This window comes from Streptomyces sp. NPDC033165 (genome assembly GCF_055577965.1).
This window is the reverse complement of sequence record NZ_JBVIPK010000002.1, coordinates 251,104-271,682: the sequence shown is the minus strand read 5'-3', so window position 1 is coordinate 271,682 and position 20,579 is coordinate 251,104. Positions and strand designations below refer to the sequence as shown.

Genomic DNA, 20,579 nt, shown 5'->3' with positions numbered 1-20,579 from the left:
TTACTGGTTGTACGGACCGTAGTCGTAGTCCTCCAGCGGAACGGCCTGGCCGGAGCCGGTGCCGAACGGCGAGTAGTCGATGTCGTCGTAGCCGACGGCCGAGTACATCGCGGCCTTGGCCTCCTCGGTCGGCTCCACCCGGATGTTGCGGTAGCGGGACAGGCCCGTACCGGCCGGGATGAGCTTACCGATGATGACGTTCTCCTTGAGGCCGATGAGGCTGTCGGACTTGGCGTTGATCGCCGCGTCCGTCAGAACTCGGGTCGTCTCCTGGAAGGAGGCGGCCGACAGCCAGGACTCCGTCGCGAGCGAGGCCTTGGTGATACCCATCAGCTGCGGACGGCCGGAGGCGGGGTGACCGCCCTCGGTGACCACACGACGGTTCTCGGTCTCGAACTTCGACCGCTCGACCAGCTCGCCCGGAAGCAGCTCCGCGTCGCCGGACTCGATGATCGTCACACGGCGGAGCATCTGCCGGATGATGATCTCGATGTGCTTGTCGTGGATCGACACGCCCTGCGAGTTGTAGACCTTCTGGACTTCGCCGACCAGGTGGACCTGGACCGCACGCTGGCCGAGGATGCGCAGCACGTCGTGCGGGTTGGTGGCACCCACGGTGAGCTTCTGGCCCACCTCGACCGCGTCGCCCTCGCCCACGAGCAGACGGGCACGCTTCGAGATCGGGAACGCCGTCTCGTCGCTGCCGTCGTCCGGGGTGACGACGAGCTTCTTGGTCTTCTCGGTCTCCTCGATCCGCACGCGGCCCTTGGCCTCGGAGATCGGGGCGACACCCTTCGGCGTACGGGCTTCGAAGAGCTCGACGACTCGGGGCAGACCCTGGGTGATGTCGTCACCGGCCACACCACCGGTGTGGAAGGTACGCATCGTCAGCTGGGTACCGGGCTCACCGATGGACTGGGCGGCGATGATGCCGACCGCCTCGCCGATGTCGACCAGCTTGCCGGTGGCGAGCGAGCGTCCGTAGCAGAAGGCACAGGTGCCGACCGCGGACTCACAGGTCAGGACCGAACGGGTCTTGACCTCCTCGACGCCGGCGCCCACCAGGGCGTCGATCAGGACGTCACCGAGGTCGACGTTGGCAGGCGCGATGACCTTGCCGTCCACCACGACGTCCTCGGCGAGCATGCGGGCGTAGACCGAGGTCTCGACGTCGTCCGTCTTGCGGAGCACGCCGTCGGCGCCCTTGACCGCGATCTTCAGCTTCAGGCCGCGGTCGGTGCCGCAGTCCTCCTCGCGGATGATCACGTCCTGCGAGACGTCCACCAGACGACGGGTCAGGTAACCCGAGTCGGCGGTACGCAGGGCGGTGTCCGCCAGACCCTTACGGGCACCGTGCGTGGAGATGAAGTACTCCAGAACGGTGAGGCCCTCACGGAAGGACGCCTTGATCGGACGCGGGATGGTCTCGTTCTTCGCGTTCGACACCAGACCACGCATACCCGCGATCTGACGCATCTGCATCATGTTTCCTCGGGCACCCGAGTCAACCATCATGAAGATGGGGTTCGTCTTCGGGAAGTTCGCGTTCATCGCCTCGGCAACCTCGTTGGTCGCCTTGGTCCAGATCGCGATGAGCTCCTGCGTGCGCTCGTCCTTGGTGATCAGACCGCGCTCGTACTGCTTCTGGACCTTCTCGTCCTGCTCCTCGTAGCCCTTGACGATGGCCTTCTTGGCCTCGGGCACGACGACGTCGGAGATGGCCACGGTGACGCCCGAACGGGTCGCCCAGTGGAAGCCCGCCGCCTTCAGGTTGTCGAGCGTCGCCGCCACGATGACCTTGGGGTAGCGCTCGGCCAGGTCGTTGACGATCTCGGAGAGCTGCTTCTTGCCCACCGAGTAGTCGACGAACGGGTAGTCCTCGGGCAGCAGCTCGTTGAAGAGCGCGCGGCCCAGGCTTGTCCGCAGCCGGAAGGTGTCACCCGGCTGGTACTCGGGCTCGCCCTCCTCGGCGACCGGCGGCACCCAGCCACGCGGCGGCATCGTGCCGACCGGGAAGCGGATGTCGACCTTCGCCTGGAGCGAGAGCTCGCGGGCGTCGAAGGCCATGATCGCCTCGGCCGTGGAGCCGAAGGACCGGCCCTGGCCCTTGACCTCGCGCTCGGTCTCGTCCGTGGTGAGGAAGAAGAGACCCAGCACCATGTCCTGGGTCGGCATGGTGACGGGACGACCGTCGGCCGGCTTCAGGATGTTGTTCGAGGACAGCATCAGGATGCGGGCCTCGGCCTGCGCCTCCGCGGAGAGCGGCAGGTGCACGGCCATCTGGTCACCGTCGAAGTCCGCGTTGAACGCGGTGCAGACGAGCGGGTGGATCTGGATGGCCTTGCCCTCGACCAGCTGCGGCTCGAAGGCCTGGATGCCGAGGCGGTGCAGGGTGGGCGCACGGTTCAGCAGCACCGGGTGCTCGGCGATGACCTCTTCGAGGACGTCGTACACGACGGTGCGGCCACGCTCGACCATGCGCTTGGCCGACTTGATGTTCTGCGCGTGGTTCAGGTCCACCAGGCGCTTCATCACGAACGGCTTGAAGAGCTCCAGCGCCATCGCCTTCGGCAGACCGCACTGGTGCAGCTTGAGCTGCGGACCGACGACGATCACGGAACGCGCGGAGTAGTCCACACGCTTGCCGAGGAGGTTCTGACGGAAACGGCCCTGCTTGCCCTTGAGCATGTCGCTCAGGGACTTCAGCGGGCGGTTGCCGGGGCCGGTGACCGGACGACCGCGGCGGCCGTTGTCGAACAGCGCGTCGACGGCCTCCTGGAGCATGCGCTTCTCGTTGTTCACGATGATCTCGGGGGCACCGAGGTCGAGAAGGCGCTTCAGGCGGTTGTTGCGGTTGATCACACGGCGGTACAGGTCGTTCAGGTCGGAGGTCGCGAAGCGGCCACCGTCCAGCTGCACCATCGGACGCAGGTCCGGCGGGATGACCGGCACGCAGTCCAGCACCATGCCCTTGGGCTTGTTGCTGGTCTGGAGGAACGCCGAGACGACCTTGAGACGCTTGAGCGCACGGGTCTTCTTCTGGCCCTTGCCGGTGCGGATGATCTCGCGGAGGCGCTCGGCCTCCTCGTCGAGGTCGAAGGACTCCAGGCGCTTCTGGAGCGCCGCGGCGCCCATGCAGCCGTCGAAGTACGTGCCGAAGCGGTCACGCAGCTCGCGGTAGAGCAGCTCGTCGCCCTCAAGGTCCTGGACCTTGAGGTTCTTGAAGCGGCTCCACACCTCGTCGAGGCGGTCGATCTCGCGCTGCGCACGGTCGCGCAGCTGCTTCATCTCACGCTCGGCGCCTTCGCGCACCTTGCGGCGCACGTCCGCCTTGGCGCCCTCGGCCTCCAGCTCGGCCAGGTCGGTCTCAAGCTTCTTGGCGCGGGCCTCCAGGTCGGAGTCACGGCGGTTCTCGGTCTGCTGGCGCTCGACGGAGACGTGTGCCTCCAGGGACGGCAGGTCGCGGGTACGACGCTCCTCGTCCACGAACGTGATCATGTACGCGGCGAAGTAGATGACCTTTTCCAGGTCCTTCGGCGCGAGGTCCAGCAGGTATCCGAGGCGCGAGGGGACGCCCTTGAAGTACCAGATGTGGGTGACGGGAGCGGCAAGCTCGATGTGGCCCATCCGCTCACGACGCACCTTGGCGCGAGTGACCTCGACGCCGCAGCGCTCACAGATGATGCCCTTGAAGCGGACACGCTTGTACTTGCCGCAGTAGCACTCCCAGTCCCGGGTCGGACCGAAGATCTTCTCGCAGAAGAGTCCGTCCTTTTCGGGCTTGAGCGTGCGGTAGTTGATGGTCTCCGGCTTCTTCACTTCGCCGTGCGACCAGGTCCGGATGTCGTCCGCGGTGGCAAGGCCGATCCGCAGCTCGTCGAAGAAGTTGACGTCGAGCACTTGTCGTCAATCCCTCTTTCGGGGTCTCGTCTCAATCAATGGTCTGAACGGGTCCGGGGAGGGCCGGCCGCCTCGGGGAGAGGCGGCCGGCCGGCCCGTCAGACCTCTTCGACGCTGCTCGGCTCGCGCCGGGACAGGTCGATACCGAGCTCCTCCGCCGCGCGGAAGACGTCCTCGTCCGTGTCGCGCATCTCGATGGACATGCCGTCCGAGGACAGCACCTCCACGTTGAGGCAGAGCGACTGCATTTCCTTGATGAGCACCTTGAAGGACTCGGGAATGCCGGGCTCGGGGATGTTCTCGCCCTTGACGATGGCCTCGTAGACCTTCACGCGGCCGGTCACGTCGTCGGACTTGATCGTCAGGAGCTCCTGGAGGGCGTATGCGGCACCGTATGCCTCAAGGGCCCACACCTCCATCTCACCGAAGCGCTGTCCACCGAACTGAGCCTTACCACCCAGCGGCTGCTGCGTGATCATGGAGTACGGGCCGGTCGAACGGGCGTGGAGCTTGTCGTCGACCAGGTGGTGCAGCTTGAGGATGTACATGTACCCGACCGAGACCGGGTCCGGGAACGGCTCGCCGGAGCGGCCGTCGAACAGCTTGGCCTTGCCGGAGGGCTGGACCAGGCGGTCGCCGTCGCGGTTGGGGATCGTGGCCTCGAAGAGACCGGAGATCTCGTCCTCGCGCGCACCGTCGAAGACGGGCGTGGCGACGTTGGTGCCGGGGGCGACCTGGTCGGCGCCGATGGCCTGCAGGCGCTTGGCCCACTCGTCACCGAGGCCGGAGACGTCCCAGCCGCGGCTGGCGAGCCAGCCGAGGTGGATCTCCAGGACCTGTCCCGGGTTCATTCGGGACGGGACACCCAGCGGGTTGAGGATGATGTCGACCGGGGTGCCGTCCTCCAGGAACGGCATGTCCTCGATCGGCAGGATCTTCGAGATGACGCCCTTGTTGCCGTGACGGCCGGCGAGCTTGTCACCGTCGGTGATCTTGCGCTTCTGCGCGACGTAGACGCGGACCAGCTGGTTCACGCCCGGCGGCAGCTCGTCGCCCTCTTCGCGGTCGAAGACGCGGACGCCGATGACCTTGCCGATCTCACCGTGCGGCACCTTCAGCGAGGTGTCGCGCACCTCGCGCGCCTTCTCACCGAAGATCGCGCGGAGCAGGCGCTCCTCGGGGGTCAGCTCGGTCTCACCCTTGGGCGTGACCTTGCCGACGAGGATGTCGCCGGCGACGACCTCGGCACCGATCCGGATGATGCCGCGCTCGTCGAGGTCTGCGAGGACCTCTTCGGAGACGTTCGGGATGTCCCGGGTGATCTCCTCCGGGCCGAGCTTGGTGTCACGGGCGTCGACCTCGTGCTCCTCGATGTGGATCGAGGAGAGGACGTCGTCCTGCACGAGGCGCTGCGACAGGATGATCGCGTCCTCGTAGTTGTGACCCTCCCACGGCATGAACGCCACGAGCAGGTTCTTGCCGAGGGCCATCTCACCGTTCTCGGTGGCCGGTCCGTCGGCGAGCACCTGGTCGGCGACGATCCGGTCGCCCTCGGCGACGACGACCTTCTGGTTGACCGAGGTGCCCTGGTTGGAGCGCATGAACTTGGCGATGCGGTACGTGGTGTACGTGCCGTCGTCGTTCGTGACGGTGATGTAGTCCGCGGAGACCTCCTGGACCACACCGTCCTTCTCGGCCTTGAGCACGTCACCGGCGTCGGTGGCACAGCGGTACTCCATGCCGGTGCCGACGAGCGGGGCCTCCGACTTAATCAGCGGCACCGCCTGACGCATCATGTTCGCGCCCATGAGGGCACGGTTGGCGTCGTCGTGCTCCAGGAAGGGGATCATCGCGGTGGCGACGGACACCATCTGGCGCGGCGAGACGTCCATGTAGTCGACGTCCGTGCCGGGCACGTAGTCGACCTCTCCGCCGCGGCGGCGGACCAGGACGCGGGGCTCGGTGAAGCGCAGCTCGTCGGAGAGGGTCGCGTTCGCCTGGGCGATGACGAAGCGGTCCTCCTCGTCGGCCGTGATGTAGTCGACGTCGTCGGTGACCTGGCCGTCGACGACCTTGCGGTACGGCGTCTCGATGAAGCCGAACGCGTTGACGCGGCCGTACGAGGCGAGCGAACCGATCAGACCGATGTTCGGGCCTTCGGGGGTCTCGATCGGGCACATGCGTCCGTAGTGGGACGGGTGCACGTCTCGGACCTCGAAGCCGGCCCGCTCACGGGAGAGACCACCCGGGCCAAGAGCCGACAGGCGGCGCTTGTGGGTGAGACCCGACAGCGGGTTGTTCTGGTCCATGAACTGCGACAGCTGGCTGGTGCCGAAGAACTCCTTGATGGAGGCGACGACCGGCCGGATGTTGATCAGGGTCTGCGGCGTGATCGCCTCGACGTCCTGGGTGGTCATGCGCTCACGCACGACGCGCTCCATCCGCGCCAGGCCCGTGCGGACCTGGTTCTGGATGAGCTCGCCGACGTTGCGCAGACGACGGTTGCCGAAGTGGTCGATGTCGTCGGTCTCGACGACGATCTCCCGGCCGGACTCACCGGTCGTCTCGGTCTCACCGGCGTGCAGCTTGACCAGGTACTTGATGGTCGCGATGACGTCGTCGGTGGTGAGCACCCCGGCGTCCAGCGGCTCATCGGCGCCGAGCTTCTTGTTCACCTTGTAGCGGCCGACCTTCGCGAGGTCGTAGCGCTTCGGGTTGAAGTAGAGGTTCTCAAGCAGCGTCTGAGCGGCCTCGCGCGTCGGCGGCTCGCCCGGACGCAGCTTGCGGTAGATGTCGAGCAGCGCGTCGTCCTGGCCCTGGGTGTGGTCCTTCTCCAGGGTGGCGCGCATCGACTCGTACTCGCCGAACTCCTCCAGGATCTGCTCGGTGCTCCAGCCGAGCGCCTTGAGGAGGACGGTGACCGACTGCTTGCGCTTGCGGTCGATGCGGACACCGACCATGTCGCGCTTGTCGATCTCCATCTCCAGCCAGGCACCCCGGGAGGGGATGATCTTGGCGGAGAAGATGTCCTTGTCGGACGTCTTGTCGATGGAGGAGTCGAAGTAGACACCCGGCGAGCGGACCAGCTGCGACACGACGACACGCTCGGTGCCGTTGATGACGAAGGTGCCCTTGTTGGTCATGAGCGGGAAATCGCCCATGAAGACCGTCTGGGACTTGATCTCGCCGGTCTCGTTGTTGGTGAACTCGGCCGTGACGAAGAGCGGCGCGGCGAACGTGAAGTCGCGCTCCTTGCACTCGTCGATCGAGTTCTTCGGGGGCTCGAAGCGGTGGTCGCGGAACGTAAGCGACATCGACCCGGAGAAGTCCTCGATCGGTGAGATCTCCTCGAAGATCTCCTCCAGGCCGGACTTGGTGGGGACGTCTTGTCCACTGTCCAGAGCAGCCTCGACGCGAGCCTTCCATGCGGCGTTGCCGAGGAGCCAGTCAAAGCTCTCGGTCTGCAGCGCGAGGAGGTTCGGAACCTCGAGGGGCTCCTTGATCTTTGCAAAAGAGATGCGCAGCGGGGCGGTGCTGGCACCGTTGTTCGTATTCGCGGTCGAGGCGTTGCGCGAGGCGGCCAAGAGGGGGTCCTTCCGAGGGCTCGGACTCACTACGCGCGTACCGGTCCCACTCTGGACACATAGACAGACCGTTCCGAATCGGTCGCAATACGACCAGGTCGGAGGGGGTCGGCCATCGGTGCTTCAGCGTGGGCATGCCCCTGGTGACGGGCAGGAGGCAGCTAACAGGCAGCGCAAAGGGTCAGTGTAGCCAAGCGGCACACTGATGTCCAGTCGGGGTTCTCAGAGACCCACGTTGCTCTCAACAGCTGTTCTCAACACCTATGGCTAGCCCTCGCGCGGGGTGCGCACTTCCTTACTGCCCTCTTCACTCTCGATCCATGCCTCGGATACGGATCGAAGTGATGACGCGTCCTGAGAATTGCGCGCCGCGTCCGGTTCGTCAAGGCCCACCGGTCCGTACGGACCTCCAGGAGCCTTCACCGGCCACCGCCGGAAAGCCCTCGGAACGCCCCTGAGGGGCCCGCGAGAGGCGTACGGCGAAGATCACCCTACTCGCCGTCGGCGGAAGAGCAAGGCAGCCGCCACGGGTACGCCGAAGGGCGACCACCCGGATGGGTGATCGCCCTTGGCTGCGGCCGCGTGACGCGACCGGGGAGTCCGTGGACTCCCGGGGTGTTACTTGACCTCGACGGAAGCGCCGGCGGCCTTGAGGGACTCGGCAGCCTTCTCGGCGGCCTCCTTGGCGACCTTCTCGAGGACCGGCTTCGGGGTGCCGTCGACGAGGTCCTTGGCCTCCTTCAGACCCAGCGAGGTCAGCTCACGCACGACCTTGATGACCTGGATCTTCTTCTCGCCGGCGCCGGTGAGGATGACGTCGAACTCGTCCTGCTCGGCAGCGGCCTCGGCGGCCGGGACACCCGGGCCCGCGATGACGGCAGCGGCCGGGGCGGCGGCGGTGACGTCGAACTTCTCCTCGAAGGCCTTCACGAACTCGGAGAGCTCGATGAGGGTCATCTCTTCGAACTGCGCGAGCAGGTCGTCCTGGGACAGCTTCGCCATGATAGGCGTCCTTCCACTATTCGGCAGGTGCCGGATGTATATGTCGGCGGGCGTACGTGGAGCCCGCTGGACCGCTGAGCGTGATTACTCGGCGGCCTCGGCGGGAGCCGGCGTACCGGCACCGCCCTGCTCTTCCTTCTTGGCACGAAGCGCTTCCGCGGTGCGGACGAACTTCGACGGGAGAGCCTGGAAGAGCGCGGCAGCCTGAGACTGCTTGCCCTTCATGGCACCTGCCAGCTTGGAGAGCAGAACCTCGCGGGACTCAAGGTCCGCGAGCTTCTTGATCTCATCGGCGGACAGCGCCTTACCGTCAAGGACACCGCCCTTGATGATGAGGTTCGGGTTGTCCTTGGCGAAGTCACGAAGACCCTTCGCCGACTCCACCGGGTCACCGGTGACGAAGGCAACCGCCGTCGGACCCGAGAACAGGTCGTCCAGCGTGTCGATCCCGGCCTCGTTGGCCGCAATCTTGGTCAGCGTGTTCTTCACCACGGCGTACTGGGCGTTCTCACCGAGCGAACGGCGCAGCTCCTTGAGCTGTGCCACGGTGAGACCCCGGTACTCGGTCAGCACAGCGGCGTTCGAGCTGCGGAACTGGTCCGTCAGCTCGGCTACCGCGGCAGCCTTGTCGGGCCTTGCCATGAGCGTCGGCCTCCTTCCGGGTGATGAGGACCGCTCAGAAGGGGCCGGGAAAGACGAAACGCCCCAGCACAAGTGCCAGGGCGCGGCTCGACCGAACAGAGTCCGGGAGCGTTCCACAGTCACCTGCGCAGGTCGTCCGATCCAATCGGAACCTTCGGTCGCCGTCCCCCTTGCGAGAGCACAGCGACGACCAGCGGTCTTTGGCTTCCTGGTGAGAGTACGCGACCGGATGCGGGACGGGCAAATCCGTCCCCGCTCGTCCCTTACGGGAGGTCTTCGGGAAGGCTCAGGAGGCGCCGACTCCGGCGCCGCCCGGCTGCTTCAGCATCTCTGTGAAGTCCACCGTGTCCGAGGCCGACGGCTTCTGCTGGGGTACGTCCGTGCCGTAGTCGCTGTAGAAGAGCGTCGAATTGAACGCTCCGGTCTTCATCTCACCGCGCTCGGTCTTCTTCACCAGCAGGTCGTCCTTGTCGACCCAGATGTCGACGGTCTGGGTGGTGACCCCGGCCAGCGCCAGCTGCTCCTTGAAGTCGGCCAGCTGCTCGGCGTCCAGGTTGCTGTTCTTCGCGGTCAGCTCGGCGACGTCGACCGTGCCGGAGTAGTGCGTCGTGGAGACCCCGCGGACGTCCTCCTGGCCGACCTTCTTCACGTCACCGGAGGCCAGGAGCGCCTTCACGCCCTGCTCGGGCGTGCTGTTCTGGATCTGGTCCTGCATGACGTCGCCGGCGGCCCCGCCCAGGGCGGCCAGGTCCTTGTAGGAATACCGGACCCAGTGCTTGCCCCCGGCCTTGGCCGCGAAGGCGTCGCCCATGTTGGCGTAGTACTCGTCCTTGAAATAGCGCGCCCGGACCGGCCCGTCGCCGCCGGCCTGCTTCAGAGCGTCGCCCATGGTGCCGCCGGTGTACGTGATGGTCATCTCGCCGGAGAGACCGTCGGCCCAGCCGATGGTCCCGGACTGCTTCATCGACATGGTCTCGCCCATGTCCATGGTGCCCTCGACCTTGGCCGACTGGGCGCCGCCCGTCTTCTTCTGCACCTGCTTCAGCGCGGCGACCGGGCTCGCCTTGGCGACGGCGCCCGCCTTGTCCTTGCCGGAGCCGCTGGAGCCCCCCGAGCCGTCGGAGCCACTGCAGGCCGCTATCGACGTCAGCGCCGCGGCAGCAGCCAGCGCCGTACCCATGCGTCGTGCCGTGCTCGTCCTCATGGAATCGGTCCACCCCTCGTATCGTCTGCTCGTCCCCCGCACAACAGTCGCACAGGGCACTGACAGGCATAGGTCCTTACGGATACGAGGACGGGCCCCGCACCTCGAAAGGTTGCGGGGCCCGTACACATAGTGCACGCGTGTGACGCGGCTTACCCGGTGAGCGCGGTGGCTCAGACGGCGGCCGGGTCCTCCTCGACGAGGAGGTTGCGGGTGCGGTTGGCGTCCAGCGGGATGCCGGGGCCCATCGTGGTGGCCAGCGTGGCCTTCTTGATGTAGCGGCCCTTGGCGGCGGACGGCTTCAGACGGAGGATCTCCTCCAGCGCCGCTGCGTAGTTCTCCACCAGCTTGGTCTCGTCGAAGGAGACCTTGCCGATGATGAAGTGCAGGTTCGAGTGCTTGTCGACGCGGAACTCGATCTTGCCGCCCTTGATGTCGTTGACAGCCTTCACGACGTCGGGGGTGACGGTGCCGGTCTTCGGGTTCGGCATCAGACCACGCGGACCGAGCACGCGGCCCAGGCGGCCGACCTTGCCCATGAGGTCCGGGGTGGCGACGACGGCGTCGAAGTCCAGACGGCCCTTCGCCACCTCGTCGATGAGCTCGTCGGCGCCGACGATGTCGGCTCCGGCGGCTTCCGCGGCCGCAGCACGGTCACCGGTCGCGAAGACCAGGACCCGGGCGGTCTTGCCGGTGCCGTGCGGGAGGTTCACGGTGCCGCGGACCATCTGGTCGGCCTTGCGCGGGTCGACACCCAGGCAGAAGGCGACCTCGACGGTGCCGTCGAACTTCGTGGAGGCGGTGTCCTTGGCGATACGGACGGCCTCAAGCGGGGCGTAGTTGCGCTCCCGGTCGATCTTGGCGTCCGCAGCGCGGAGGTTCTTGCTGCGCTTCACTTCTACTCCTGTGGTTTCAGAGTGTGGAGTCGTGGTGCGGACCAGCGCTTGGTCCTACCACTGAGGGCTACGGGGCTGAATCAGCCTTCGACCGTGATGCCCATGGAGCGGGCGGTGCCGGCAATGATCTTCGACGCGGCGTCGAGGTCATTGGCGTTCAGGTCGGGGAGCTTCGTCGTGGCGATCTCGCGGACCTGGGCGGCCGTCAGCTTGGCGACCTTGGTCTTGTGCGGCTCGCCGGAGCCCTTGTCCACACCCGCGGCCTTGAGGATCAGCTTGGCGGCCGGCGGAGTCTTCGTGACGAAGGTGAAGGAACGGTCCTCGTAGACCGTGATCTCCACCGGCACGACCATGCCACGCTGCGACTCGGTCGCGGCGTTGTAGGCCTTGCAGAACTCCATGATGTTGACGCCGTGCTGACCGAGCGCGGGGCCGACCGGCGGGGCCGGGTTCGCCGCACCGGCGTTGATCTGGAGCTTGATAAGCCCCGTGACCTTCTTCTTCTTGGGAGGCATTGCTCTCTCCGGGTCCTAGTGAGAGTGTTTCGCCGCCGATTCCGGTCATCCGGATGGAGGCATACCGCACAACGATAACGGGTATAGCTGTGCGACCAAAAACCAAGCAGGTCAGAGGGGCTGCGAAACCCCTCTGACCTGCTTGGTAGGCGTGTGTCCAGAAAGCGGCGGAGCCGCTAGTTCTTCTGGATCTGGTCGAAGCTGAGCTCGACCGGGGTCTCGCGGCCGAAGATCTCGACGAGGCCCTTGACCTTCTTCGAGTCGGCGTTGATCTCGTTGATCGTGGCCTGGAGCGTCGCGAACGGGCCGTCGGTGACGGTGACCGAGTCGCCCACCTCGAAGTCCAGCACCTGGACCTCGACCTTGCGGGACGGCGCGGGCTTGCCCTCGGCCTCGGCGGCCTCGCGGGCTGCCTTCTCCTCGGCCTCCGGGGCGAGCATCTTGACGATCTCGTCCAGGGTCAGCGGGTACGGGTCGTAGGCGTTGCCCACGAAGCCGGTGACGCCGGGCGTGTTGCGCACGACGCCCCAGGACTCGTTCGTCAGGTCCATGCGCACCAGGACGTAGCCGGGGAGCTTGTTCTGCCGGACGTTCTTGCGCTCGCCGTTCTTGATCTGGACGATCTCTTCCTCGGGCACTTCGGCCTGGTAGATGAAGTCCTCGACGTTGAGCGAGACGGCGCGCTGCTCCAGGTTGGCCTTCACGCGCTTCTCGTAACCGGCGTACGTGTGGATGACGTACCACTCGCCGGGGAGACCGCGGAGCTCGTCACGCAGGGCGGCGACGGGGTCGACGGGGGCGGCCGGCTCAGCGGCTTCCTCGTCGGCGCTCTCGTCCTCGTCCTCGACCGCCTCGGCGGCCTCGTTCTCGACGGCCTTGCCGGCCTCGACAGCCTCTTCCTCGGCTGCTTCGGCAGCGGCCTCGGCCTGGTCCGGGGAGTCAGCAGCCTCAACGACGTCGAGCTCGTCCTTGGCGGACTCGGAGGAGCCAGCCTCGGGCTCGACGGCGTCGTTCAGGTTCGGGTCAGACACGATGGCTGCTTCTTCCTGGATACAAAGGGGTGGAACGTGCGAAAGGGGCGCCGGTCGGACGCCCTTCGCGGGATCAGCCGAAGACGTATTTGACGACCCGCGCGAATCCCATGTCGAGAACGGTAACGATACCGATCATGACGACAACGAAGACGATCACCACGGTGGTGTACGTCGTCAGCTGGCTACGGGTCGGCCAGACGACCTTGCGGAGTTCGGCGACGATCTGGCGGTAGAACAGCGCGAGACGGCCCAGAGGGCCCTTCTTGCCGCGCTTGCCGCCCTTCCGAGTCTTCTTCTTCGACTCGGGAGCTTCATCATCGGCATCAGGCATGTCGATGGAGCCCACGGCGTCCGTCACGCTACTCACCTGATTCCGGGTCGTGGCCGTGCCGCGCCCGGTGGAGCCGCACGGCTGTGCAATGAAGTACGTACATGCGCACACATCCTGGCGAAGGAGTGTGTAGCAGGGCCGGAGGGACTTGAACCCCCAACCGCTGGTTTTGGAGACCAGTGCTCTACCAATTGAGCTACGACCCTTTGTGGTTTCCACCAACCTACCGCATCTTTCCCGGTGACCGGGTGCAGGAACGGCGCGGTTGGTGAAGGCCAACGACAGGTGAGTGTACGTGCTCGGGGCCGCTGCGTCGAACAGACAACTACCGACCGGTCCTGTCCGGTTCCTGTCCGAGTGCTGTCCGGTCCCTGAAACGCGTGCGCCGAGGACTTTTCCGGTCTGCGAGCATGGCCCCATGAGCGCTGCAACTTCCCCGTCCGAGCGCCGGGTCTCCGCCCGCATCGGCGCGATCTCCGAGTCCGCGACCCTCGCCGTCGACGCCAAGGCCAAGGCCCTCAAGGCCGCCGGGCGGCCGGTGATCGGCTTCGGCGCGGGCGAGCCCGACTTCCCGACCCCCGACTACATCGTCGAGGCCGCGGTCGAGGCCTGCCGCACCCCGAAGTACCACCGCTACACCCCGGCCGGCGGGCTCCCCGAGCTCAAGGCCGCCATCGCGGCGAAGACGCTGCGCGACTCCGGCTACGAGGTCGAGGCCGGCCAGATCCTGGTGACCAACGGCGGCAAGCAGGCCATCTACGAGGCCTTCGCCGCGATCCTGGACCCGGGCGACGAGGTCATCGTCCCCGCCCCGTACTGGACCACCTACCCCGAGTCGATCCGGCTCGCGGGCGGTGTCCCGGTCGAGGTCGTCGCCGACGAGACCACCGGCTACCGGGTCTCCGTCGAGCAGCTGGAGGCCGCGCGCACGGAACGGACGAAGGTCGTCCTGTTCGTCTCGCCGTCCAACCCGACCGGTGCCGTCTACAGCGAGGCCGACGCCGAGGCGATCGGCCGCTGGGCCGTCGAGCACGGCCTGTGGGTGCTCACCGACGAGATCTACGAGCACCTCGTCTACGGCGACGCGACCTTCACCTCGCTCCCGGCGCTCGTCCCGGAGCTGCGCGACAAGTGCATCGTCGTCAACGGTGTCGCCAAGACGTACGCGATGACCGGCTGGCGGGTGGGCTGGATCATCGGCCCGAAGGACGTGGTGAAGGCCGCGACCAACCTCCAGTCGCACGCCACCTCGAACGTCTCCAACGTCGCCCAGGTCGCCGCGCTCGCCGCCGTCTCGGGCCCGCTGGACGCCGTCGCCGAGATGCGTACCGCCTTCGACCGCCGCCGCAAGCTGATCGTGCGGATGCTCAACGAGATCGACGGCGTGCTCTGCCCGGAGCCCGAGGGCGCGTTCTACGCCTACCCGTCGGTGAAGGGGCTGCTCGGCAAGGAGATCCGCGGCAGGCGCCCGGCCGACTCGGTCGAGCTGGCCGCCCTGATCCTGGACGAGGCCGAGGTCGCCGTCGTTCCGGGCGAGGCCTTCGGCACGCCGGGCTATCTGCGCCTGTCCTACGCCCTGGGCGACGACGACCTGGTCGAGGGCGTCTCGCGGATCCAGAAGCTGCTGGGCGAGGCCAAGGCCTGACAGAGCCCCACCGCCCACGGGGAGTGCTCCCGCCGCCGGAATCCACTCCGGCGGCGGGGGCACTTTTTGTTCGACCGGCACCCCAAACGGGAAAGCGGCTACCGCTCCGGCCCACCGTGCGGCAGGATCTTCCGATGGAGCGTGATGTACGTCTGTTGCCCAAGGCCCACCTGCACCTGCACTTCACCGGGTCGATGCGGCCCACCACCCTGCTCGAACTGGCCGACAAGTACGGGGTCCACCTCCCGGACGCCCTGACCGGCGGCGAGCCGCCCAAGCTGCGGGCCACCGACGAGCGCGGCTGGTTCCGTTTCCAGCGGCTCTACGACATCGCCCGGTCCTGCCTGCGGTCCCCCGAGGACATCCACCGCCTGGTCCGCGAGAGCGCCCAGGAGGACGTCGCGGACGGTTCGGGCTGGCTGGAGATCCAGGTCGACCCCACCTCGTACGCCCCGCTGCTCGGCGGGCTGATCCCGGCCATCGAGATCATCCTCGACGCCGTGGACAGCGCCTCCCGGGACACCGGCCTGGGCATGCGCGTGGTGATCGCCGCCAACCGGATGAAGCACCCGCTGGACGCCCGGACCCTGGCGCGGCTGGCCGTGCGGTACGCCGACCGGGGCGTCGTGGGCTTCGGGCTCTCCAACGACGAGCGGCGGGGGATGGCCCGCGACTTCGACCGGGCCTTCGCCATCGCGCGGGACGGCGGCCTGCTGGCGGCTCCGCACGGCGGCGAGCTGGCCGGGCCGTCCAGTGTGCGCGACTGCCTCGACGACCTGGACGCCTCGCGCATCGGCCACGGCGTCCGGGCCGCCGAGGACCCCCGGCTGCTGCGCAAGCTCGCCGAGCGGGGGGTGACCTGCGAGGTCTGCCCGTCGTCCAATGTGGCGCTCGGCGTCTACGAGAAGCCCGCCGACGTCCCTCTGCGCACCCTGTTCGACGCGGGCGTGCCGCTGGCGCTGGGGGCGGACGACCCGCTGCTGTTCGGTTCGCGGCTGGCCGCCCAGTACGAGCTGGTGCGCCGGCACCACGGCTTCACCGACGAGGAGCTGGCCGAGCTGGCGCGCCAGTCGGTACGGGGGTCGGCGGCGCCCGTCGACGTACAGGAGAAGCTGCTGTCGGGGATCGACGACTGGCTGGCTAGCTGATTCCGGCCAGCAGGGTGCGGGCGATCGCGGTGGCGAACTCGTCCAGGGGCTGCGGGGGCGTGCCGCCGGGGAGCGTGGAGTAGGCGAAGGCCCGCTGGGCGCAGGCGCCGAGGAGCAGAGAGGCGGCGGCGTAGGTGTCGGCGTCCGCCCGGATCCGGCCCGCGTCCTGTTCGGCGCGCAGGTAGGCGTCGAGCTGCTGGATCGGGCGGTGGGGGCCGGTCCCCAGGTCTCGCATGCCCTGCTCGTGGCGGTGCTTGAGCTGGGGTTCGGCGTACAGGGAGGCGGCCATCGGGAAGGTCTGCTCGTAGAACAGGGCGGCCTGCCGGGCGATGTCGGTGAGGTGGTCCTCGATGCCGCCCTCTCCGGCGACCAGGCCGCTCAGCAGGTTTCCGAGCCTGGGCAGCCGTTCGGCGAGGACGGTGACGAACAGCTCCTCCTTGCTGCTGAAGTGCTTGTAGAGCGCCGCCTCGGAGCAGTCGGCCGCCCGGGCGATCTCCTTGGTGGTGGTCCGGGCGAGGCCGATGGAGAGCATCAGGTCGTGGGCCGCGTCGACGATCCGGACGCGGGCGGGCTTCTGGTCCATGGGCGCTCCAAGCGGGCGTGGGCCCGGGCAGTGTTGACGATCACACGGGGTTCGTCCACCCTAGAGGTTAGTGAACACTCACCCACCGAGGGGCAGGCCATGAGACTGACCGTGTTCGGAGCGACCGGCGGTGTCGGCCAGGAGATCGTGGGGCAGGCACTGGCGGCGGGCCACGAGGTGACGGTCGTGGTCCGCGATCCCGCGGGGCTCCCGGAGTCCCTGGCGGGTGCCGCGCTGCACTCGGCCGTCCCGCTGGACGACGCGGCGGCGGTGCGGGGCGCGGTGGCCGGGCGGGACGCGGTGCTGTCCGGGCTGGGTGCGCGCGGCCGGAGGGCGAACGGGATCGCCGAGCGGCTGACCGGGCGGATCCTGGCGGCGATGGAGGCCGAGGAGGTGCGGCGGCTGGTGGTGGTGAGCGCGGCGCCGGTCGGACCCGAGGCGGTGGGAGATCCGCTGATGGACCGGCTGACGCGCAGGGCCATCGGGGCGATTCTGTCGGATGTGTACGCGGATCTCGCCCGGATGGAGGCGGCGCTGGCCCGCAGTGCGGCGGACTGGACGTCGGTACGGCCCCCGAAGCTGACGAACGGTCCGCGCAGGGGGGTCTACCGGCGGGTGGTGGGCGGTACGCCGCGCAGCGGCCGGTCGATCTCCCGGGCCGATGTGGCCCACGCGATGCTCGCGGTGCTCGACGACCCGGGGACCGTGGAACAGGGCGTGGGCATCGCCTACTGAGCGGCTGCCGGGCCCGTACGGCTCACAGGCTGACGCCGACCGTCACCGGCTCGTTGACGAGGGTGACGCCGAAGGCGTCGTGGACCCCGGCGACGACTTCGCGGGCCAGGGCCAGCAGGTCTTCGGTGGTGGCCGTGCCCCGGTTGGTGAGGGCGAGGGTGTGCTTGGTGGAGATCCGGGCGGGGCCGCCGCCGTAGCCCTTGGTGAATCCGGCGCGGTCGATCAGCCAGGCCGCCGACGTCTTGGTGCGGCCGTCCCCGGCGGGGAACGCCGGGGGCGTCACGTCCGGGCCGAGGCGGTCGCGGACCCGGGCGAGGAAGTCCTCGTACGCGGCCGGTTCGAGGATCGGGTTGGTGAAGAAGGACCCCGCCGACCAGGTGTCGTGGTCCTCCGGGTCGAGCACCATGCCCTTGCCGGCGCGGAGCTTCAGCACGGTTTCCCGGGCCGCCGACGCGGCGACGCGTTCGCCCTGTTCGACGCCCATCGCCCTGGCCGTTTCGGGGTACCTCAGGGGCGCGGAAAGGCCGGCGGCCTCTTCCAGCTCGAATCGGACACGGAGCACCACGAAGCGGTCGGGTTCCGCCTTGAAGCGACTGTGGCGGTACGAGAAGGCGCACTCCGCGTTCGGAATCGTCACGGTCTCCCGGGTTCGCCGGTCGTAGGCGACGACCTCCGTGATCGTGGAGGACACCTCCTGCCCGTACGCCCCGACGTTCTGGATCGGCGTCGCACCGGCGGAGCCGGGGATACCCGCCAGGCATTCGATGCCCGCGAGGCCCGCCTCGACGGTCCGGGCGACGGCGTCGGTCCACACCTCACCGGCGGCCAGCTCCAACGACGCACCGGAGAGCGTGAACCCCTTGGTGGCGATGCGCACCGCGGTGCCGTCGAAGCCCTTGTCCCCGATGACCAGGTTCGAGCCGCCGCCGATCACCAGCAGCGGGGTGCCGCTGTCGTCGGCCTCGCGCACGGCGGCGACCACCTCGGCGTCGGTCGTGGCCGTCAGCAGCCGGGCGGCGGGGCCGCCGAGCCGGAAGGTGGTCAGGGGGGCGAGGGGGGCGTCGTGAAGTTCCTGCACGGGGACAAGAGTACGGTCCGTGGCTCCGCCCCCCGTGCGGGCCACGGACCGTGCGCCTCCCCCACCCGGGCTCAGACGGTCACCGCGTCCCGTTCTGCGGCATCCCGCGTCGCCGGGGCCCGGGCGGGCCCGGCCGCACTGCGGCGGCCCGGGATCAGGAGCGCGACGAGCGCGCCCAGGGCCACCGCTCCGGCCCCGATCCAGAGCGCGGGAACGGTGCCGTCCGCGAACAGCCGCGGCGAGCCGTAGCCGCCCCGCGCGGCGAAGACCGAGGCGAGGACCGCGACTCCGAGCGCACCGCCGACCTCCCGGAGCGCGTTGTTGGCCCCGGAGGCGATGCCCTGTTCCCCGGCGCGGACGCTGGACAGCACGAGGCTCGCGGCCGGCGCGAAGTACATCGCCATGCCGACCCCGCCGATGACCAGGGCGGGCAGCTGGGCGGCGTAACTCACGTCCGGTTCGACGACCACGGCGAACAGGGTCAGCCCGAGGGCCTGGAGCGCCAGCCCGGCCACCACGACCGGCCGTCCCCCGAAGCGGTCGGAGAGATACCCGGCGAGCGGGGCGACGAGGATCGGCATCCCGGTCCAGGGCAGCATCCGCAGACCGGCCTCGGTGGGCGAGTGCCCCAGCCCGTTCTGGAGGAACTGGCTGAGCAGGAAGATCGACCCGAACATCCCGAAGAACATCAGCAGGCTCGCCACGTTGATCCCGAGGAAGGCCCGGCCCCGGAAGAACCGCATCGGCAGCATCGGGTTCTCCGCCCGGTTGCCGTGGTGCACGAACAGGCCGAGCAGGGCCGTGCCCGCGATCAGCCCGGTCAGGACGAGAGGGCTGGTCCACCCGTGGCTCGCGGTGTTGACCAGGGCGTAGACGATGCCGAAGAGGCCCGCGCTGACCAGGACCGTGCCGCGGATGTCCAGTGGCGCTCTGGGCGCGTACGACTCGGTGAGCCGCAGCCGGGCCAGCGGCAGCAGCACCAGGCCGAGCGGCACGTTCAGCCAGAAGATCCACTGCCAGGAGATGTGCTCGGTCAGCGCACCGCCGATCAGCGGCCCGCTGGCCACGGCCACACCGTTCACCGCGCCGAAGAGGCCCAGCGCCGCGCCCCGCCGCTCGGGCGGAACGGCGGCACCGATCAGGGTGAGCGTCAGCGGCATCATGATCGCCGCGCCGACGCCCTGGACCGCCCGGAACGCGATGAGCTCCCCGATGCCCGGTGACAGGGCGGCCGCGGCGGAGGCGGCCGTGAAGACGCCGAGGCCGACCAGGAACAGCCGCCGCCTGCCGAACCGGTCCCCGAGCGCCGCGCCGAGCATCAGCAGCACGGCGAAGGTCAGGGTGTACGCGTTCACCGTCCACTCCAGCTCCTCCAGCCCGCCGCCGAGGCTCTCGCGGATGGAGGGAAGGGCGGTGGTGACGACGAGGTTGTCCAGGGCCGCCATGAATCCGGCGACGCTGGTGATGACGAGGGTCCAGACCGCTCTTCCGCGGTCCGCCGTGCCGTGCTGCTCGTTCATTTCTCCCCCTGCTGATCAGTTCCCGCTGATCAGGCCTGATATTAGTTATTGATCACTAACTTCTGCGGACAGAAATCCGGGCGGCCCCGGAGCGCGCTGTTCACTCGGTGGGCCCGGCCGAGACGTAGAACCCCGACCAGACACGGTGATCGGCCGGGAAGCCGAGCGAGCCGAGCGTGTTGATGAGCATCCCGTAGGCCAGGAACGTCGTCGTCTCGCTCTCGTCGGCTCCGAGCGCGATGTGGACGTCGTCCCACATCCGCACCCAGGCCGCTCGCAGGGACTCGCCGAACGCATGGTCCCCGGCGGCCTCCGCCACGGCGACGGCCGCGTACATCTGCATCTGCATCATCAGCTTCTCGCCGTCGTCGACGATCAGCCGCTGGTACGCCGCGGCCATGGCATGCAGCGCCTCCTCCCCCTCCAGCCCCTTCGAGGCCTCCGCGAACACCTGGCGGGTGTCCTCCAGGCAGCGTTCGGCGGCGGCGAGGAACATGGCCTGCTTGTTGGGGAAGAGCCGGAAGAGGTAGGGCTGCGAGACGCCGACCCGCCGGGCGATCACCTCGGTGGACGTGCCGTTGTAGCCACCGCGGGCGAACTCCGTGATCGCCGCCCGGACGACGCTCTCGCGCCGCTCCTCCGCACTCATCCTGACCATGAAGATAAGTTATTGCTCAATCACTAACTTGGTCAAGCGGTCAGAGGGACCAGGACGAAAGTAAGGGGCGCCTCTCACAGAGGGCACCCCTTACCGGCCCGGGA

General features: G+C 68.2%; 16 protein-coding genes and 1 tRNA gene. 3 read left to right on the top strand and 14 right to left on the bottom strand.

Annotated elements, in window-relative coordinates; translation table 11 throughout:
* The 10 genes from ACZ5WC_RS05575 to ACZ5WC_RS05530 all read right to left on the bottom strand — a co-directional run bounded on the left by ACZ5WC_RS05575 (position 1) and on the right by ACZ5WC_RS05530 (position 13,314).
* Positions 1-3,900, bottom strand: a complete 3,900-nt coding sequence (locus tag ACZ5WC_RS05575) for a DNA-directed RNA polymerase subunit beta' (RefSeq protein WP_096625030.1) — start codon at positions 3,898-3,900, stop codon at positions 1-3.
* A gap of 98 nt (positions 3,901-3,998) precedes the next feature.
* Positions 3,999-7,484 carry a DNA-directed RNA polymerase subunit beta gene (gene rpoB / locus ACZ5WC_RS05570; RefSeq protein ID WP_311121049.1) on the bottom strand — a complete coding sequence of 1,162 codons (3,486 nt, stop codon included), beginning with the start codon at positions 7,482-7,484 and terminating at the stop codon, positions 3,999-4,001.
* A gap of 618 nt (positions 7,485-8,102) precedes the next feature.
* Positions 8,103-8,486 carry a 50S ribosomal protein L7/L12 gene (gene rplL, locus ACZ5WC_RS05565; protein ID WP_468539619.1) on the bottom strand — a complete coding sequence of 128 codons (384 nt, stop codon included), beginning with the start codon at positions 8,484-8,486 and terminating at the stop codon, positions 8,103-8,105.
* Positions 8,487-8,570: 84 nt separating this feature from the next.
* Positions 8,571-9,128, bottom strand: coding sequence for a 50S ribosomal protein L10 (gene rplJ / locus ACZ5WC_RS05560; RefSeq protein WP_096625024.1), 558 nt, complete (start codon positions 9,126-9,128; stop codon positions 8,571-8,573).
* Between the two features lie 286 nt (positions 9,129-9,414).
* Positions 9,415-10,332, bottom strand: a complete 918-nt coding sequence (locus tag ACZ5WC_RS05555; RefSeq protein WP_468539618.1) for an SCO4651 family lipoprotein — start codon at positions 10,330-10,332, stop codon at positions 9,415-9,417.
* A 173-nt stretch (positions 10,333-10,505) separates the two neighbouring features.
* Positions 10,506-11,228 carry a 50S ribosomal protein L1 gene (gene rplA, locus ACZ5WC_RS05550; protein WP_096625020.1) on the bottom strand — a complete coding sequence of 241 codons (723 nt, stop codon included), beginning with the start codon at positions 11,226-11,228 and terminating at the stop codon, positions 10,506-10,508.
* An 80-nt stretch (positions 11,229-11,308) separates the two neighbouring features.
* Positions 11,309-11,743, bottom strand: coding sequence for a 50S ribosomal protein L11 (rplK, locus tag ACZ5WC_RS05545; protein WP_003967000.1), 435 nt, complete (start codon positions 11,741-11,743; stop codon positions 11,309-11,311).
* A 176-nt stretch (positions 11,744-11,919) separates the two neighbouring features.
* On the bottom strand, positions 11,920-12,774 hold the full coding sequence (gene nusG / locus ACZ5WC_RS05540; protein ID WP_468539617.1) for a transcription termination/antitermination protein NusG: 855 nt from the start codon (positions 12,772-12,774) through the stop codon (positions 11,920-11,922).
* 73 nt (positions 12,775-12,847) lie between these two features.
* Positions 12,848-13,135, bottom strand: coding sequence for a preprotein translocase subunit SecE (secE, locus tag ACZ5WC_RS05535; RefSeq protein ID WP_468539616.1), 288 nt, complete (start codon positions 13,133-13,135; stop codon positions 12,848-12,850).
* A gap of 106 nt (positions 13,136-13,241) precedes the next feature.
* Positions 13,242-13,314 (bottom strand) — tRNA-Trp (locus ACZ5WC_RS05530).
* A 212-nt stretch (positions 13,315-13,526) separates the two neighbouring features.
* Between ACZ5WC_RS05530 and ACZ5WC_RS05525 the strand changes: the two genes are divergently transcribed.
* Together ACZ5WC_RS05525 and ACZ5WC_RS05520 are read left to right on the top strand one after the other, a co-directional pair.
* Complete coding sequence (locus ACZ5WC_RS05525; RefSeq protein ID WP_468539615.1) at positions 13,527-14,753, top strand: pyridoxal phosphate-dependent aminotransferase; 1,227 nt, start codon at positions 13,527-13,529, stop codon at positions 14,751-14,753.
* Positions 14,754-14,887: 134 nt separating this feature from the next.
* A complete protein-coding gene (locus ACZ5WC_RS05520; RefSeq protein ID WP_468539614.1) occupies positions 14,888-15,901 on the top strand; it encodes an adenosine deaminase in 1,014 nt (337 codons plus the stop codon).
* On the opposite strand, the gene ACZ5WC_RS05515 is transcribed toward ACZ5WC_RS05520, so the two are convergent.
* Positions 15,894-16,484 (bottom strand): TetR/AcrR family transcriptional regulator, encoded by a 591-nt coding sequence (locus ACZ5WC_RS05515; RefSeq protein ID WP_468539613.1) that lies wholly within the window; start codon positions 16,482-16,484, stop codon positions 15,894-15,896. The two genes, ACZ5WC_RS05520 and ACZ5WC_RS05515, sit on opposite strands and share 8 nt — an antisense overlap.
* A 99-nt stretch (positions 16,485-16,583) precedes the next feature.
* Between ACZ5WC_RS05515 and ACZ5WC_RS05510 the strand changes: the two genes are divergently transcribed.
* Entirely contained in the window at positions 16,584-17,219 is a 636-nt protein-coding gene (locus ACZ5WC_RS05510) for an NAD(P)-dependent oxidoreductase (RefSeq protein ID WP_468539612.1), read from the top strand.
* A 22-nt stretch (positions 17,220-17,241) separates the two neighbouring features.
* On the opposite strand, the gene ACZ5WC_RS05505 is transcribed toward ACZ5WC_RS05510, so the two are convergent.
* The 3 genes from ACZ5WC_RS05505 to ACZ5WC_RS05495 all read right to left on the bottom strand — a co-directional run bounded on the left by ACZ5WC_RS05505 (position 17,242) and on the right by ACZ5WC_RS05495 (position 20,466).
* Positions 17,242-18,297, bottom strand: a complete 1,056-nt coding sequence (locus tag ACZ5WC_RS05505) for a UDP-N-acetylmuramate dehydrogenase (protein WP_468539611.1) — start codon at positions 18,295-18,297, stop codon at positions 17,242-17,244.
* 71 nt (positions 18,298-18,368) lie between these two features.
* Positions 18,369-19,817 (bottom strand): MFS transporter, encoded by a 1,449-nt coding sequence (locus ACZ5WC_RS05500; protein WP_468539610.1) that lies wholly within the window; start codon positions 19,815-19,817, stop codon positions 18,369-18,371.
* A 100-nt stretch (positions 19,818-19,917) separates the two neighbouring features.
* Positions 19,918-20,466 carry a TetR/AcrR family transcriptional regulator gene (locus tag ACZ5WC_RS05495; protein WP_468539955.1) on the bottom strand — a complete coding sequence of 183 codons (549 nt, stop codon included), beginning with the start codon at positions 20,464-20,466 and terminating at the stop codon, positions 19,918-19,920.
* Positions 20,467-20,579 lie beyond the last annotated feature (113 nt).

Coding starts and splice junctions, on each gene's coding strand:
- rplL (WP_468539619.1), bottom strand. CDS start 8,486: ATGGCGAAGCTGTCCCAGGACGACCTGCTCGCGCAGTTCGAAGAGATG.
- rplJ (WP_096625024.1), bottom strand. CDS start 9,128: ATGGCAAGGCCCGACAAGGCTGCCGCGGTAGCCGAGCTGACGGACCAG.
- ACZ5WC_RS05555 (WP_468539618.1), bottom strand. CDS start 10,332: ATGAGGACGAGCACGGCACGACGCATGGGTACGGCGCTGGCTGCTGCC.
- rplK (WP_003967000.1), bottom strand. CDS start 11,743: ATGCCTCCCAAGAAGAAGAAGGTCACGGGGCTTATCAAGCTCCAGATC.
- ACZ5WC_RS05525 (WP_468539615.1), top strand. CDS start 13,527: ATGAGCGCTGCAACTTCCCCGTCCGAGCGCCGGGTCTCCGCCCGCATC.
- ACZ5WC_RS05520 (WP_468539614.1), top strand. CDS start 14,888: ATGGAGCGTGATGTACGTCTGTTGCCCAAGGCCCACCTGCACCTGCAC.
- ACZ5WC_RS05515 (WP_468539613.1), bottom strand. CDS start 16,484: ATGGACCAGAAGCCCGCCCGCGTCCGGATCGTCGACGCGGCCCACGAC.
- ACZ5WC_RS05510 (WP_468539612.1), top strand. CDS start 16,584: ATGAGACTGACCGTGTTCGGAGCGACCGGCGGTGTCGGCCAGGAGATC.
- ACZ5WC_RS05500 (WP_468539610.1), bottom strand. CDS start 19,817: ATGAACGAGCAGCACGGCACGGCGGACCGCGGAAGAGCGGTCTGGACC.
- ACZ5WC_RS05495 (WP_468539955.1), bottom strand. CDS start 20,466: ATGAGTGCGGAGGAGCGGCGCGAGAGCGTCGTCCGGGCGGCGATCACG.